Source organism: Anabaena subtropica FACHB-260 (genome assembly GCF_014697105.1).
Taxonomy (GTDB): domain Bacteria; phylum Cyanobacteriota; class Cyanobacteriia; order Cyanobacteriales; family Nostocaceae; genus Trichormus; species Trichormus subtropicus.
Genome location: NZ_JACJRF010000017.1, coordinates 90003 through 108475, shown reverse-complemented (window position 1 = coordinate 108475; position 18473 = coordinate 90003). Strand labels below are relative to the sequence as shown.

Here is an 18473-nt window from a genome sequence, read left to right as displayed (position 1 = left end):
GATATCGGGCATGGGCTGATTGTGGTTTTTGAGTTGTCGTTGTGAGAGACAATAACTCTACTACATCGGCCCTCTCTCTTCATCCTCTTATTTTGGCTAAGGTATTGTTTGTCAATACCCTTGTGTTGCGTACTGACTTCACTGGTAATCCCACTTTTAGAGAATTATTGAGGCGTGTACGTGAGAAGACTTTAGAAGCTTATGCTCATCAAGATATACCTTTTGATTTGTTAGTTGAAGAATTGCAGCCACAGCGAAATTTGAGTCATGCGCCTCTATTTCAAGTGATGTTTATTCTTCAGAATACCCCCATGTCTGCGTTAGAACTGTCAGGTTTAACTTTGAATTTCCGGGAAAATAACGCAAACACCGCCATGTTTGATTTGACACTTGACATGAAAGAGACAGAAGGGGGACTAGTAGGAACTTTAGAATATAATACAGATTTATTTGATGACACCACCATTACTCGCATGGTGGAACATTTACAGACTTTGTTCAAAGGTATTGTTACTAATCCAGAGCAACGGCTATCAGAATTACCATTATTAACAGAATCAGAGCGTCATAAAGTTTTAGTAGAGTGGAATGAGACTCAGGTTGAATATCCTCAAGATAAATGCCTTCATCATTTGTTTGAAGCACAAGTAGACAAAACACCCAATGCAGTAGCAGTAGTATTTGTAGACGAGCAAAGCGCGGCTTCTCGCAGAGTAGATCAGCAACTAACCTACCGCGAACTAAACACCAAAGCAAATCAATTAGCGCATTACTTACAAACTTTAGGAGTAAAACCAGAGGTATTAGTTGGGATTTGTGTTGAGCGATCGCTCGATATGGTCGTGGGTATCTTAGCCATTCTCAAAGCAGGTGGTGCATATATACCGTTAGACCCTAACTATCCAGAGGAACGCCTAGCTTTCATATTGTCAGATTCTCAATTGCCAATACTGCTAACTCAGCAGCACCTCAAACAAAAGCTTCCTCAACATGAAACACAGATAGTTTGTTTAGACACCAATCAAGCCCTAATTAGCCAACAAAGTCAAGACAATCCTATTGTTAGTTTAGCAGCCGAGAATGTAGCTTATGTTATCTACACCTCTGGTTCTACTGGTCAACCGAAGGGTGTTTTTGGTTTGCACAAAGGTGCTATCAATCGCTTTCAATGGATGTGGCAGAATTATCCTTTTGGAGAGCAAGAAATTTGTTGTCAGAAAACATCTTTAAATTTTGTTGATTCAGTATGGGAAATTTTTGGCCCCTTACTTCAAGGTGTAACTCTAGTAATTATCCCCAATAGAGTTGTCAAAGACCCACAACAGTTTATAGCAGTTCTTGCCGAGAATAATATCACACGCTTAGTAGTTGTTCCCTCCTTATTGGCTGTAATGTTAAGTACAGCTAATCTTTTACAATTGCAGCTACCTAAATTAAAGTTGTGGATTAGCAGTGGTGAAGCTCTTTCTCATGAATTGCTTGGACAATTTCGCCAGAGTTTGCCAGATAGTACTTTGTTAAACCTTTACGGTTCATCAGAAGTATCTGCGGATGTTACTTGTTACAGTATTACCCCACAAACACCCCTATCAGCATCCGTCTTAATTGGTCGTCCAATTGCTAATACACAAATATATATCCTAGATACAAATAAACAACCTGTTCCTGTAGGTTTACCAGGTGAAATATATGTAGGTGGCGAACAACTAGCACGAGGTTATTTAAACCTTCCTCAACTAACTGCTGAAAAATTTCTCTCTAATCCTTTTAGCAATAAACCAACGTCGCGTCTCTACAAAACTGGAGATTTAGCCCGTTATCTTCCCACTGGAGAAATAGAGTACATTGGTCGCATCGACCATCAAGTAAAAATTCGTGGTTTCCGGGTGGAAACTGGAGAAATTGAAGCTAAAATAACTCAATATCCCGATGTGCAAGAAGCTGTAGTTGTTCTCAGGGAAGATGTATCTGGAAATAAGCAACTAGTAGCTTATGTAGTATCCGAACAGGAATTGAAAATTAGCGAATTACGGAATTTCTTACAAGAAAAAATCCCTGATTACATGATACCTGCTGCCTTTGTATCGATGAAGGCTCTACCATTAACACCTAATGGTAAAGTAGACAGGCGATCGCTGCCAATACCAGATAATCTTCGTCCCCAGTTAGAAACCACATACATCAAACCACAAAATGATTTAGAAGCATCTATTGCGATGGTTTGGCAGAAGGCACTGAAAATAGAAAAAGTTGGGATTAACGATAACTTCTTTGAGCTAGGTGGACATTCGTTATTAGTGGTTCAGGTTCATAGCCAACTGCGGGAAATATTGCAAAAAGATTTATTAATACTCGATTTATTTAGATATCCAACTATCAGTTCTTTGGCTGAGTTTTTGAATCAGACAAACGAGCATAAATTATCAGAAATTCACTCAAATAAAGCTCGGACTCAACAATTAGAAGCAGGCAAAATTCGGATGAAACAATTTCTCAAAATCAGTAAAGGAGTCAGATAAAATGGATAATTCAGCAACGTTTGAGCAAACGGGTTTAGAAATAGCCATTATTGGCATGGTAGGCCGCTTTCCTGGCTCTAACAATATTGAAGAATTTTGGCAAAATCTCCGAGATGGTGTAGAGTCAATAGTGCCTTTAACAGATGAAGAACTCAAATCTTCAGGAATAGACCTTGCTGTTATCAACGATTCCAATTATGTTAAAGCCGCCGCCATATTAGAAGATATAGAATTATTTGATGCTGCATTTTTTGGCTTCAATCCCAGAGAAGCAGAAGTTCTCGACCCTCAACAGCGTATTTTCTTAGAGTGTGCTTGGCAAGCTCTGGAAAGTGCTGGCTACGATTCAAAACAGTATCAAGGGTCAATTGGAGTTTACGCTGGTACAGGGATTAATAATTATTTAATTAACCTTTATACAAATCAGAACGTTAAAAATTCTATTGATGGACAACAACTGGTTTTTGCTAATGATAAAGACTTTCTCACAACACGAGTTTCTTATAAATTAGAATTAGAAGGGCCTTCTATTGACGTGCAAACGGCCTGTTCCACTTCCTTAGTTGCTGTGCATTTAGCCTGCCGAAGTTTATTAGGTGGTGAATGTGACATCGCCTTAGCGGGTGGTGTTGCCATCAGTGCATCACAAAAATCTGGATATTCCTATCAAGAAGGGGGAATTTTATCTCCAGATGGTCATTGTCGTGCTTTTGATGCCAAAGGGCAAGGAACTATTTTTGGTAGCGGTGTAGGACTTGTTGTTTTGAAGCGATTAGAAGAGGCCCTTGCTGATGGAGATTGCATTCATGCTGTTATCAAAGGTTCAGCTATTAATAACGATGGTGGCCTAAAAGTTAGTTATACAGCACCTCGTATCGATACCCAAGCGAAGGTAATTAAAGCGGCTCAAACAATTGGGGAAATTGACCCTGAGACAATTACTTATATCGAGGCACATGGAACAGGAACTTCTTTAGGCGACCCAATTGAAATTGCCGCACTAACGCAAGCTTTTCGTACTGATTCACACAAGAAAAATTACTGTGCTATTGGTTCAGTCAAGACGAATATTGGACATCTTGATATTACGGCTGGTGTTGCGGGATTAATCAAAACAGTTTTAGCCCTGAAAAATAGACAGATACCGCCAAGCTTGCATTTTGAGCAGCCCAACCCTCAAATTGACTTTGATAACAGTCCTTTTTACGTTAATACTACACTTTCAGAGTGGAAAGCCAACGGCACTCCCCTCCGTGCTGGAGTTAGTTCATTCGGCATTGGTGGAACTAACGCTCATGTGATTCTGGAAGAAGCACCGACTACTCAACCCTCTAGTGTCTCTCGTCCTTGGCAGTTGTTATTGCTTTCTGCAAAAACCGAGTCGGCGCTAGAAACTGCTACGACAAATTTATTTACTCATCTCAAGCAGCATCCAGACCTGAACTTGGCCGATGTTGCATACACCCTACAGGTTGGTCGTCGAGGGTTTGAGCATCGTCGAATGCTTGTATGTCAAAATTTTGATGATGCGGTTACAGTTCTCGAAAACATAGACTCACAAAGAATCTTCACCAACTTTCAAGAAGCTTGCAACCGACAAACTATATTTATGTTTCCCGGTCAAGGTTCACAGTATGTGAACATGGGTCAAGAGTTATACAACACTGAGCCAGTATTCAGGAAACATATAGATGAATGTTGTGAAATCCTGAAATCTCATCTTGGTGTTGATTTACGCAGTATTTTATATCCCAATGAAGAAAAGATAGAAATTGCTGCCCAGCAACTACAACAAACTCACATTACTCAGCCAGCACTCTTTGTCATTGAGTATGCTCTAGCTCAGTTGTGGATGGCGTGGGGTATATCTCCTGTAGCCATGATTGGTCATAGCATTGGGGAATACGTAGCCGCTTGTTTGTCTGGTGTGTTCTCTGTGGAAGATGCTTTAGCACTGGTTGCTACTCGTGGACGACTGATGCAACAACTTCCATCTGGTGCCATGCTTTCGGTTGTACTTTCAGAGGAAGCAATAAAACCGTGGTTGGATGAGAATGTTTCTTTAGCTGCAATTAATGCACCATCTTTGTGTGTTGTCTCAGGTTCCGAGGAAGCGATCGCTCAGTTGCAAAGTCAGTTAACATCAAAAGGCGTAGAGTGTCGGAAATTGCATACTTCCCATGCCTTTCATTCGCAAATGATGGATGCCATTCTGGAAGCATTTACTGACAAAGTTCAAAAAATCAATTTAAATTCTCCTCAAATTCCTTTTATCTCCAATGTCACAGGAACCTGGATTACTGCATCTGAAGCAACTGATCCCAGCTATTGGACAAAACATTTAAGGCATACAGTACGCTTTGCTACAGGAGTTGCTGAACTGTTTAATAACTCAGAGCAAATGCCAATATTACTGGAAGTTGGCCCAGGACGAACATTAAATACTTTTGCTAAACAACAGGCTACTAAATCTATAGTGCTAAGTTCAATGCGCCATCCGAAAGACCAACAGTCGGATGTGGCATTTTTACTTAATACTTTGGGGCGACTTTGGTTAGTAGGTTTACAGGTAGATTGGTATAGTTTTTATGCCCAAGAAGAACGTCGGCGCATTACATTACCAACATATCCTTTTGAGCGTCAGCGTTATTGGCTCGACCCACAAACAGCCAACGACACAAGTAATAACCATAAGCTAAGTAAAAAATCAAATATTGACGAATGGTTCTATGTTCCTAGTTGGAAACAACTTAAGTTACTTGAACCTTTAGCAGAAAAAGTAGTAATGAAGCAAAAGCTTTGTTACTTGGTTTTTGTTGACCATTGTCAATTAGGTTCACAAATTGCTCAACAATTGGAACAAGAAGGACAAGAAGTCATTACTGTGGCGATCGCAGAGGAATTTACCCAATTAGGCGATCGCGCTTATGCAATCAATCCTCAACAGCAGCATGATTATGCTATCCTGTTCCAAACACTGCGTCAGATAGGTCACATTCCACAAACTATTGCTCATTTTTGGGGTGTTACAACCAAGCCTAAACAAGGGCTATCAACAGTTTCCACTTTTGAAAACTATCAAGATTTTGGCTTCAATAGCCTACTTTTCATAGCCCAAACGCTTAGTAAACAAAATGTTACAAATCCTCTACAAATCATAGTTGTAACGAATAACCTTTATGATGTCATAGGACAAGAAGAGTTAATTCCAGAAAAAGCAACAGTTTTAGGATTGTGTAAAGTAATACCGCAAGAATATCCAAATATTACCTGTCGTAATATTGATATTGTCACTCCTGAATCGGGAAGTTTCGCAGAACATCAATTAATAAAGCAACTCAAAGCGGAAATGGTAACCCATTCATCTGATTTAGTTGTTGCTTACCGCGCCAATCATCGATGGATAGAAAGTTTTGAGCCGACACAATTAAAAGAAGTTGAAATCAAAAAAACTAGGCTCAGGGAAAAAGGAATTTATCTCATAGCAGGCGATTTTGTAGGAAGTTTAGGCTTAGTGTTTGCAGAATACCTAGCTCACACACTACAAGCAAACCTCGTCTTCATTGGCAATACAGGACTTCCCCAGAGAGATGAATGGTCGCAATGGCTGGCAAATCACGATGAACAAAATACTATTGTTCGTTATATCAAAAAAATAATTGAATTAGAAGATTTAGGTGTAAAACTTCTAATAATTAATACTGATGTGGCAGATATTGAGCAAATGAACATCGCCCTTAATCAAGTATATGAAGAATTTAATCAGATTAATGGGGTATTTTATGTAACACCAATGAGTGATAAAAAATCTGCTTTTTCTATCCAAGAAATTGGTCAGTGTGAGATTAAATCACAATTCCATTCAAAAGTTGATGGAATTTATGCTTTAGAAAAAGTTTTGCAAAATAGAGAAGTAGATTTTTATTTACTACAATCTTCATTATCATCTCTTGTGGGGGGTCTGGGACTTGTTGCTTATTCGGCAGCTAATCTTTTCATTGATACCTTTGTCAACAAAAAAAATCAAACAAGTCATATTCCTTGGTTTAGTGTTAACTGGGATGCGGTAAAATATGAAGAGGAACAAGAGAACAATACTGCATTTGGCACAAATTTAGCTGAATTAGCAATGATGCCTGAAGAAGCATGGAATGTTTCTCAACGCATTTTATCAATGGATTCAGCAGGTCAATTTATTGTTTCTCCAGGGAATTTGCAAGCTAGACTAAACACATGGATTAAGCGTGAGCCACTAGACAATAAAGATATTCTCCCAGGAGATACTCTTTTACAGTACTCAAGACCAAATTTGCAATCTACCTATATAGCTCCCAGCAATAAGATTGAGAAAACTATTGCAGTTATTTGGCAAGAACTCCTCGGTGTTGAACAAATTGGTATTCACGATAATTTCTTTGAGTTAGGAGGGCATTCCTTACTAGCTGTCCAGGTGACTTCGCGTTTGCGAGAAAGTTTTCAAGTGGAATTGCCCCTACAAAGTATTCTTTTTGATGCACCTACTGTAGCTGGGCTAGCTAATATCATCGCTGAAAATCAACCTAAACAAGAAGATATGCAAGAATTTGCAGCTTTATTACAAGAAGTGAAAAACCTTTCACTAGAAGAAATTCAACAAGAGTTAGTGAAAGACTCTTAATTACAGTGATATAGGGCTACTATTTGTTTTTTTTAACTAATTAATTACCTCAGATAATCTCAGGAGTTAAGAATGGATTTCAGCTTACTTTATTTTTCTGGTGATGGCTCTACAACTGGAAAAAATAAATATAATTTATTAATAGAAAGTGCCAAATATGCAGATAAAAATGGTTTTTCTGCACTTTGGACTCCCGAACGTCATTTTCATCCCTTTGGAGGACTTTATCCCAATCCTTCTTTGACTTCGGCAATGTTGGCAATGGTGACAGAGCAAATTCAATTAAGGGCTGGTAGTATTGTCATGCCACTTCATAATCCAGCGCGAGTTGCTGAAGAATGGTCTGTGATTGATAATATTTCCAACGGTAGAGTTGCTCTTGGTTTTGCTTCCGGTTGGACAATAGATGACTTTGTACTTTCTAGCGAAAGTCATGCTAATCGAAAAGAAACTATGTGGTCTGGGATAAATAAAGTCCAGAAACTTTGGGAAGGCGAATATGTAGAACTCCAAGATGTAACTGGGAAAGCTTTCAAGGTAAGAACATTTCCCCGACCAATACAGCAGAAACTACCTACTTGGATTGTGTGTCAATCAGACATAACATATATTGAAGCTGGCAAAATGGGTGCTAACGTACTTACCTCTTTGCTAGGTGCAACTCTAGAAGAAGTAGCTCCACTCATATCACTATATCGTCAATCTTTAGCAAAACATGGTCATAATCCTCAAGCAGGAAAAGTAGCAATCATGTTACATACTTTTGTAGGAGAAGATTTCAATATAGTAAAAGAACAAGTTAGGGAACCTTTTTATAATTACTTGAAAACACATATAGAATTGCTAGAAAATTTAGCCAAGAATGCTGGAGTACGGATTGATTTGAAAAAATTTACCGAAGCAGACATTAATAGTTTATTAAGGTTTGCCTACGAAGGTTGGCTAAAGGGCAGAACTCTCATTGGGTCAAAAACAACCTGTCTACAAATGATTGAGCGTCTGAAAGCAGCTGATGTTGATGAAGTTGCTTGTCTGATTGACTTCAATGATAATTTTGACGATGTCATGTCAAGTTTGCCTTATTTAAAAGATTTAAAGGATATGTGTAATCTCAAAACAGAAAAAATGTTACCAGTACATTGAGATATTAGTGACTATAATTCTTTGTGTTTTAGTATTAATTATTTTGGATGCACACTAATGAGTGATTTTTCTCAACAAATAGCTGCTCTATCTCCAGAGCAACGGTTAATATTTGAAAAACGGCTCAAACAAAAAGGTTTGAATCACGTAAGAACTTCAGAAATATCTAAATTAGAAATTCCCAAAAGAAAAGATATTAACAGATTACCTTTATCCTTTGCTCAACAAAGGCTGTGGTTTTTCCAGCAATTAAACCCTGATAGTGGTGCTTACAATGTTTTTAGTGCTTTGTGTCTCGAAGGTCAGTTAAATGCAACAGTATTGGAGCAAGTATTTAACGAAATTATCAAACGTCATGAAAGCTTACGAACAACTTTTACTACTGATTCACAAGGACAACCAGTTCAGTTAATTAATCCACATCAGCCATATACATTATCAAGATTGGATTTGAGAGATGTACCCAATCAACAAGAAGAAGTTGAAAGTTTAGCTACTCAAGAAGCCGAAGAACCTTTTGATTTGACTAAACCATTATTAAAAATAACTCTTTTACAATTGGAAGAAGCAAAATATGTTTTGTTGTTAAAAACTCATCACATCATATCCGATCGCTGGTCTTTAGGCATATTTGTTCGGGAAATGAAAGTTCTTTACGAAGCTTTTTCCCATCAGCAACTTTCTCTGGGAGATGCTACGCATAGCTTGCTTCTCCAAGGGATTACACCACTCCCTGAACTACCAATCCAATATGCAGACTGGGCAGTTTGGCAACAACAATATCTCCAAGGAGAAGTGTTGGCAACCCAAATGGATTACTGGAAAAAGCAGCTTGCTAACCTGCCTATTTTAGAACTACCCACTGATAAACCTCGACCAGCCGTTGCAAAGTATCAAGGTGCAACACAGACTTTTGAATTATCTAAAACTCTATCTGATGCACTCAAAGCTTTGAGTGTGAAACAAGGAGTAACACTATTTACATTATTATTAACAGTATTTAAAGTCTTATTATATAAATACACTTACCAAAATGATATTGTTGTTGGAACGGATATTGCTAACCGCAATCGAGTTGAGACTGAAGGATTAATTGGGTTTTTAATTAACACTTTGGTGCTGCGTACTGACTTATCTGAAAACCCAACTTTCTGTCAGTTACTAAGTCGAGTACGTGAAACAACTCTTAAGGCTTACGACCATCAAGACCTTTCCTTTGATAAGCTGGTGGATATTTTGAAACCAGAGCGAAATCTCAGCGAAATGGTGCCATTGTTTCAGGTCAAATTCGATCTGCAACAAACGCAAGTGGAGCCGTTAGAACTTGCAGAACTTAAGGTAAGTCCGTTGATATTTGACAATGGAACAGCGAAGTTTGAGTTGCGTTTTAACTTATCGGAAGGAGTGCAAGGAATAACAGGGCTGGTAGAATATAGCACTGATATTTTCGCTCGCAACACCATTACTCGAATGGTGGAACATTATCGAAATTTACTGGAGGCAATTGTCGCTAATCCACAGCAACAGCTTTCAGAAGTATCACTGCTCACAGAACCTGAGAAAAATCAATTACTAGTAGAGTGGAATGATACAAAAGTAGAGTATTCTCAAGATCAATGTATCTATCAGTTGTTTGAAGCTCAAGTGGAAAGAACACCCGATGCTGTAGCAGTGGTGTTTGCAGACCAACAATTGACTTATAGAGAACTCAACGCCAGAGCAAATCAATTGGCGCATTACTTACAAGCTTTAGGAGTAAAATCAGAAGTATTAGTCGGGATTTTTATAGAGCGATCGCTCGATATGCTCGTCGGATTATTAGCCATCCTCAAAGCTGGTGGTGCATACATCCCACTAGACCCTAGCTATCCCCAAGAACGATTAGCATTTATATTAGAAGACGCTCAAGCGACAGTGTTGCTAACTACTGCGTCACTTGTGCAGGCAATGCCCCAACACCAAGCCAAAGTCGTTTGTTTGGATACAGATTGCCAAGCCATTGCACAACAAAGCCAGGAAAATGTATCCTGCAATCTAACTCCTGACAACCTAGCTTATGTCATTTATACATCTGGTTCCACAGGTAAACCTAAAGGCGTACAAATTCCCCATCAGGCTTTGAGCAACTTTTTGTCTGCCATGAAGCAAAGGCCGGGGCTAACCGAGAAAGATATCTTATTAGCAGTCACTACCATATCCTTTGATATTGCAGCCTTAGAACTTTTCCTTCCACTTGTAGTAGGTGGTCGCTTGGTAATCGCCAGTCGGGAAATCGCCTCAGACGGAACGCAGTTGTCAGCAAAACTCATAGAGTCAAAAGCCACAGTCATGCAAGGGACACCAGCAACTTGGAAATTACTTTTGGCATCAGGCTGGAGTGGTAACAATCAATTAAAAATTCTTTGTGGCGGCGAAGCTTTACCCCCACACCTAGCCAATCAATTATTGCATCGGTGTGCTGCCCTGTGGAATATGTACGGCCCCACAGAAACTACCATTTGGTCAGCAGCATCTTTAATTGAAAGCGATCGCAAAATTGTACCAATTGGTCATCCAATTGCAAACACCCAGTTCTACATCCTAGACCAATATAACCAGCTAGTTCCCGTGGGTGTAACAGGCGAACTGCACATAGGCGGTGCAGGACTAGCGCGAGGCTATTTGAACCGCCCCGACCTGACAGCAGAAAAATTTATTCCCAATCCCTTTAGTAAACAAGCTACACGTCTTTATAAAACGGGAGATTTAGCCCGCTATCTACCGAATGGAGAGATAGAGTACATTGGCCGTATTGACCACCAGGTTAAAGTCCGTGGTTTCCGCATTGAACTGGGAGAAATTGAAACAATTTTATGTCAACACCCAGCAGTACAAGAAACTGTAGTTACGGTTCATGCTTCACCAACAGACTCTCAACGTATAGTTGCTTATGTAGTTCCGAACTCAGAGCAAATGCCAATGATTTCTGAACTACGGGATTTTTTAGAAGCAAAGTTGCCCAACTACATGATGCCATCAGCTTTTGTCACATTAGAGGCACTCCCACTAACACCTAATGGCAAAGTTGACCGGAAAGCCCTACCCACACCTGATACAGTACGCCCAGAATTAAAAGTAGTTTATCAGCCACCCCAGACCGAGGTAGAAAAAACTATTGCTGAGATTTGGCAAGAAGTACTTGATATTGAGAACGTGGGAATTCATGATAATTTCTTTGAACTAGGCGGTCAATCCCTGCTTTTAGTGCAAGTTCATAGTAAATTGCAAAAAATATTTCAGCGAAATTTCCCCTTAGTTGAAATGTTTCAATATCCAACTGTCAGCCATCTAGCTAAATATTTCAGTCAGAAACAGAGTGAAGAAACATCTTTTCTCAAGCCTTCTCATATTCCTGAAAATAGAACAGCTTCAGTACAGCGTCGCAAACAAGCCAGAAAAGAACACCGAGCAGCTAAGGGAAAGGAAATTTCTTCTCAATGAGGCGGTTCAAGGCAATACCGTAACTTAAATCTTCCCTTCTACCCTCTGCCTTCTGCCTTGCCCAAAGGGCTGATAAAAGTATTAGCAGTGCAGTAAAAATATTCTTGTCAAGGAGATAAAATGACATTAAGTAACCAAGAAGTTCTAACCAAGAATACCTTTTCTCCAACTGAGCAAACATTGCATTCAGAAATTGGTGATCATGTAATGCAAATGTTTACTTCAAGTCATAAAGGTAAATCTCTCGAAACGCAAATAGATGAAATAGTTAATGATTTTTCTCTAGATTTTTTAACTACACTAAATGCAAATACTAACGTTGATATTGATGAACTGATTAGGAAGTTTGGTGATAGTAAAATACCTAGTCAACCTATTGATTTTGAAAGCTATTTCCAATATTTAGGCGACAACATTGTTTCTAATTCTATACACACATCTTCGCCACAATTTATCGGTCACATGACCTCGGCACTTCCTTCTTTTGTACGTCCTCTAGCTAAACTAATGACAGCAATGAATCAAAATGCTGTCAAAATAGAGACTGCAAAAGCTTTGAGCTTCTGCGAACGTGAAGCTTTAGCAATGATGCACCGACAAATTTATGATTTTTCCGATAATTTTTACACTCAACATATTCAAAACAATCAGAGTACATTAGGAATTTTAGTTTCTGGTGGTACAACAGCAAATATCACAGCCCTTTGGTGCGCCCGAAATAAATCTTTAGGAGCAAAAAATGAGTTTTTAGGCATAGAGAAAGCAGGTTTAACCGCAGCTTTAAATTTTTATGGCTACAAAGGAGCAGTTGTGATAGGCTCCGAATTAATGCACTTCTCTTTTGATAAAGCAGCCGATTTGATGGGTATTAGTACCCAAAACTTGATTAGAGTTCCAGTCGATTCTAACAATCGAGTCAAGATACAAGCGCTACGCCAAACTGTTGCAGAATGTCGTGAACAAAACTTACATATTATAGCCATTGTTGGCATTGCTGGAACCACAGATTCTGGTTGTGTCGATCCGCTAGAAGAGATTGCCGAGATAGCCCAAGAAAATAATGTACATTTTCACGTAGATGCAGCCTGGGGTGGCCCGGTTATCTTCTCCCAAAAACATCGACACAAACTTGCTGGCATCGAAAAAGCTGATTCAGTAACCATTGATGGTCATAAACAACTATATCTGCCAATGGGCATTGGTATGGTCTTTTTCCGCGACCCCTATCTAGCTTCTTCAATCGAAAAACAAGCTAGCTATACCATGCGTAAGGGGTCATTTGATTTAGGCAAACGTGCTTTAGAAGGTTCTCGACCGGGGATGGCTTTATTTTTACACGCTGGTTTAAAGCTAATTGGGCTGAAGGGATATGAGTTTTTGATTGATGAAGGAATCAGGAAAACCCAATACATGGCTGCTCGGATTTCGGCTATGCCTGAATTTGAGTTGCTAGCAGAACCGGATACAAATTTGTTGATTTATCGTTATATTCCAGAGCAATTGAGAGGAGTTGTTGCTAAAAATCAATTGACGGAAATTGATAATCAACTCATCAATGAATTGAACGAGCATTTACAAAAACTTCAGCGACAAATTGGCCGTACTTTTATTTCACGGACGACAAAAACAACTATCATTTCGGGTAAAGAAAATCCTGTTATTGCTATGCGTGCAGTAATTGCTAATCCCTTAACTACAGAAGCAGATATTGACGCGGTTTTAAATGATCAAATTCAAATTGTTACGGAAATTTCCAGGTCATATTTTCCAGATAATGACGAATTAGCCAAATCTTATTAAATATCAGTTTTCGATTTGTATTTTTAGGACTTACGCGAAAAATAACTTCAGTTTTTATTGGATTAAATCTAGAAGTAGATAGTACCTCTAAATTAAACATAAAAGCGTAAGTCTTAATATTACAAACTGATGCCTTTTACCTTTTTAAGGAAAATTTATATCTTGAGATTAACTAGAAAGTATTAATGCTTCGAGCTATGGATGTAACAAATAATTTTATTAATAGTTTAAACGAAGACGAAATTGCCATTATCGGTATGGCAGGACGTTTTCCTGGAGCCGATAAAATTGATAGCTTTTGGCAAAATCTGTCCAATGGTGTAGAGTCAATTTCTTTTTTCACCAATGAAGAACTAATATCTGCTGGAGTAAACTCAGAATTACTGAGCGATCGCAATTACGTAAAAGCAAGCGGCGTATTAGAAGATATCGAGTTGTTCGATGCTGCATTTTTTGGTTTTTCTCCCAGAGAAGCCGAAATTACAGATCCACAACATCGCCTTTTTATAGAATGTGTTTGGTCAGCTTTAGAAAATGCTGGCTACAACTCTGAAAATTATCAAGGTCAAATAGGTCTTTTCGCTGGTGTTGCTGCCAGTACATATCTACTTTCCAACTTATATTCCAATCAAGATTTGATGGAATCCGTAGACAGTTACCAAATCTTGATTGGAAACGATAAGGATTTCTTACCTACGCAAATTTCTTATAAATTAAACTTGAGAGGGCCAAGTATCAATGTACAGACAGCCTGCTCCACATCATTGGTTGCTGTCCACTTAGCCTGCCAAAGTTTAATGAATGGTGAAAGTGATATTGCTTTAGCCGGGGGTGTTTCCGCTACAGTACCGCAAAAAACTGGATACCGCTATCAACAAGGCGGAATTCATTCTCCTGATGGTCATTGCCGAGCTTTTGATGCTCAAGCACAAGGAACCATTGGTGGTAATGGTTTGGGTGTAGTAGTTTTAAAAAGATTAGAAGATGCTGTTGCTGATGGTGACTTTATTCATGCAGTCATTAAGGGTTCAGCTGTTAATAACGACGGTTCTTTGAAGATAGGATATACAGCCCCCAGTGTTGATGGTCAAAGGGAAGTAATTTTAGAAGCGCTTGCTTTAGCTAGAGTAGAACCTGAAACCATCACATATATAGAAGCACATGGTACGGGAACTCAATTAGGAGATCCAATTGAAATCAAGGCTCTCACAGAAGCTTTTCGTGCTAGCACACATAAAAAAGGCTTTTGTGCTATTGGTTCAGTAAAAACTAATGTTGGGCATTTGAATACAGCCGCAGGTGTGACAGGATTAATTAAAACAGTCCTTGCATTAAAACATCAACAAATACCTGCTAGCTTACACTTTGAAAATCCTAATCCAGAAATAGACTTTGCCAACAGTCCGTTTTACGTCAACACGAAATTATCAGATTGGCAAACCAACGGTATACCTCGCCGCGCAGGTGTAAGTTCTTTTGGTATCGGTGGGACTAATGCCCATATAATCTTGGAAGAAGCTCCGGCTATAGGGAAGCAGGGAAGCAGGGGAGCAGAAGAGCAGGGGAGAAAATATCATCTGTTAATACTCTCTGCGAAAACCGAGTCTGCGTTAGAAACTGCTACCCAAAATCTGAGCCAACATCTAATATTACATCCAGATATTAATCTGGCAGATGTTGCTTACACCTTACAAGTAGGTCGTAAAGCTTTTGACCATCGTCGCATAGTCGTTTGCCATGACAAAGAAGATGCAATCAAAGCTTTAAATGACCTCGACCCCCAACGTGTTTTGACTAACTACCACAAGCCTAGTCACCGTCCAGTAATCTTCATGTTTTCAGGACAAGGGGGGCAATATGCAAACATGGCAAAGGAATTATATGAAAGCGAAGCAACATTTAAACAACACATAGATATTTGCGCCGCGATATTGCAACCCCACCTCGGTATTGATATTCGTTGCCTACTTTATCCCAAAGAAGAAGATATTGAAACAGCTAGTTTGCAACTACAACAAACAGCCTTGACCCAAAGTGCATTATTTGTCATCGAATATGCCCTAGCTCAATTATTCATAGAATGGGGGATAAGTCCAGCAGCAATGATTGGTCACAGCATCGGGGAATATGTAGCCGCAACCATTGCAGGTGTATTTTCTTTAGAAGATGCCCTAGCAATTGTGGCAAAAAGAGGACAACTGATGCAACAGTTACCCACAGGAAGTATGCTGGCAATTAGACTTCCCGCAGAGAATGTGCAGTTGTTATTAGATGCACATTCTCTAGAGATAGCAGTGATTAATAGCCCATCTTCCTGTGTTGTTTCTGGAACAAATGAGGCAGTTACTGCACTACAAGAGGAATTATCCTCTCAAGGAATTGAATGTAGTTTGTTGCATACATCTCATGGGTTCCATTCTCTGATGATGGAGCCAATTTTAGAGGAGTTTGTGCAATGGGTCAGTAAGTTTCAACTCAATCCACCACGCATAGGTTTTATTTCCAATGTTACTGGTAGTTGGATGACACCAGAACAAGCGATAAATCCCAGCTATTGGAGTCAACATTTACGACAAACTGTGAGATTTTCCGATGGGATATCCCAATTAATAAAGCAGTTTGAAGGTGTTTTTCTGGAGGTGGGGCCGGGACGAACTTTAAGTACACTCACAAAACAGCATTTAGAGCAAAATGCTCCACAGGTGGTGCTGACTTCTTTACGTCATGTTAAAGAACAAGTCTCGGATAGTAGTTTGCTATTACAAACTTTAGGGCGTTTGTGGTTAGCTGGTGTGGAGATTGATTGGTCAGGATTTTATTCTCATGAGCAGCGTCATCGTTTACCTTTGCCTACTTATCCTTTTGAACGACTACGATATTGGATTGATGCTAAAAAGCAAGGACAAGATAGCGATGTCTACGACGGACTAAGCTTACGCACTCCAAAATCCCAAGGTAAAAAACCTGATATAGCCGACTGGTTTTATATTCCTTTTTGGAAGCCTTCTTTACCCCCAGTACAACAAGAATTAGTATCTCAAAAATTCTGCACTCTGGTGTTTATTGATGAGTGTAGCTTGGGTACAAAATTAGTAGAAAAATTAGAAAAACAAAACCAGGATGTAATTACAGTAAGAATCGGTGAAAACTTTACTGAAATAGGTGAATCTAAATATATTATAAATCCTGAAAATAATCGTGATTACAATACCTTAATCGAGCATCTTTGCACACAAAATAAGCTGCCAAAAACGATTGTTCATTTATGGAATGTCACACCTAGCCTCGATCAAAATTTAGAGCAAGCCCAAACAAGAGGATTTTACAGCCTACTATTTCTTGCCCAAGCTTTGGGCAAACTAGAAACTGTTAATGATTTTCAAATTACAGTTATTTCTAACAATCTACAGCCAGTAACAGGAGGTGAAGTGCTTTGCCCAGAGAAAGCGACTTTACTTGGCCCAGTTAAAGTTATTTCTCAAGAATATGCAAATATTAAGTGTCGTAGCATTGATATTACCTTACCTCTAAGCGGCAGTTGGCAAGAGGAAAAACTTATCGAAAAACTGTTAGCAGAATTGACAGTTTATGATGCTGAAAAAATCATTGCTTACCGAAATTTGAATCGTTGGGTGCAATCTTTTGAGCCAGTACGCTTTGATAAAACTCAAATCGACAACCCTCGACTTCGAGAAAAGGGAGTCTATTTAATTACAGGTGGACTTGGTGGTATTGGACTGGTTTTGGCAGAATACTTAGCTCAAACCGTACAAGCAAAACTGGTATTGCTAGCACGTTCTGCTTTCCCTAAACGAGATGAGTGGGAACAATGGCTTGCTACTCATGATCAAGCTGATAGCACTAGCTACAAGATTCGCAAGGTTCAAGAACTGGAAAACTTCGGTGCAGAAGTTTTGGTGATGAGTGCTGATGTGAGCAATATACAACAAATGCAAGGCGCGATCGCTCAAGCTCAACAGCAATTTGGTCAATTAAACGGTGTTATCCACGCTGCTGGTGTTGCTGGAGGCGGTTTAATTCAACAAAAAACGCAAGAAGAAGCAGAAAATATTCTCAGTCCGAAAGTCCAAGGAACAATAGTGCTTGATGCAATTGTTAAAAATATTCCATTAGATTTTTTTATTTTAGTATCATCTAAAAATTCAATTTTAGGGGGATTTGGTCAGGTAGATTATTCTGGTGCAAATGCTTTTCTTGATGCCTTTGCTCACTATAATGCCTCGAAACAAGGCATATTTACTACAAGCATTAATTGGGATACCTGGCAAGAAGTGGGAATGGCAGTAAACACGGAAATATCCCAACAATTACAAGATTTACGAACCAAAAGTCTCCAGCAAGGGATATTACCTCATGAAGGTATAGATGCTTTTGTACGCAGTTTGGGAAGTACAATGCCTCAAGTTGTCGTATCTACTTCTGATTTATTTTCTTCAATAAAGGAATACAATTCTGACAAAGAAATACAATTTATAGAAGTTTTAGAGACTGTCAATCAATCAAACTCACAATATCCCCGACCTGAACTAAATAATGATTACGTTGCACCGCGAAATGAAATTGAAAAACAGCTAGTTGATATTTGGCAACAAATTCTTGGGGTTAAACAAATAGGGATTTATGATAATTTCTTTGAACTTGGTGGGGATTCCCTTATAGGTATTCAACTTATTGCCAAATTAAATAACTTATTCAATTTGAATATTTCTATAGCGAAACTTTACGAATGCCCAAATATCAGTTCTATGTCAAAGATTTTCATTCCTGAAGAATCTCCAGAAAATATTTTTGAGCAAAGGCTAAGTCGAGGACAAAGAAGAAGGCAGACAAAAATGCAAGCTAAGTAAAACATC

5 protein-coding genes and 1 pseudogene are annotated in these 18473 nt (G+C 38.9%); all 6 read left to right on the top strand.

Going from position 1 to position 18473, the window contains the following annotated elements:
• Positions 1 to 107 precede the first annotated feature (107 nt).
• Positions 108 to 2519 (top strand): annotated as a pseudogene (locus H6G18_RS12225) (non-ribosomal peptide synthetase); the annotation flags it as partial.
• A gap of 1 nt (position 2520) precedes the next feature.
• Positions 2521 to 7176 (top strand): type I polyketide synthase, encoded by a 4656-nt coding sequence (locus H6G18_RS12220; protein WP_190407368.1) that lies wholly within the window; start codon positions 2521 to 2523, stop codon positions 7174 to 7176.
• 72 nt (positions 7177 to 7248) lie between these two features.
• The gene (locus H6G18_RS12215; protein ID WP_190407367.1) at positions 7249 to 8319 is read left to right on the top strand and encodes an LLM class flavin-dependent oxidoreductase; all 1071 of its coding nucleotides are present in this window, start codon (positions 7249 to 7251) and stop codon (positions 8317 to 8319) included.
• A gap of 57 nt (positions 8320 to 8376) precedes the next feature.
• Positions 8377 to 11799 carry a non-ribosomal peptide synthetase gene (locus tag H6G18_RS12210; protein WP_190407366.1) on the top strand — a complete coding sequence of 1141 codons (3423 nt, stop codon included), beginning with the start codon at positions 8377 to 8379 and terminating at the stop codon, positions 11797 to 11799.
• A gap of 120 nt (positions 11800 to 11919) precedes the next feature.
• Positions 11920 to 13599, top strand: a complete 1680-nt coding sequence (gene panP / locus H6G18_RS12205) for a pyridoxal-dependent aspartate 1-decarboxylase PanP (protein ID WP_190407365.1) — start codon at positions 11920 to 11922, stop codon at positions 13597 to 13599.
• A 185-nt stretch (positions 13600 to 13784) separates the two neighbouring features.
• Complete coding sequence (locus H6G18_RS12200; protein WP_242040284.1) at positions 13785 to 18467, top strand: type I polyketide synthase; 4683 nt, start codon at positions 13785 to 13787, stop codon at positions 18465 to 18467.
• The last annotated feature ends 6 nt before the right edge of the window (positions 18468 to 18473 follow it).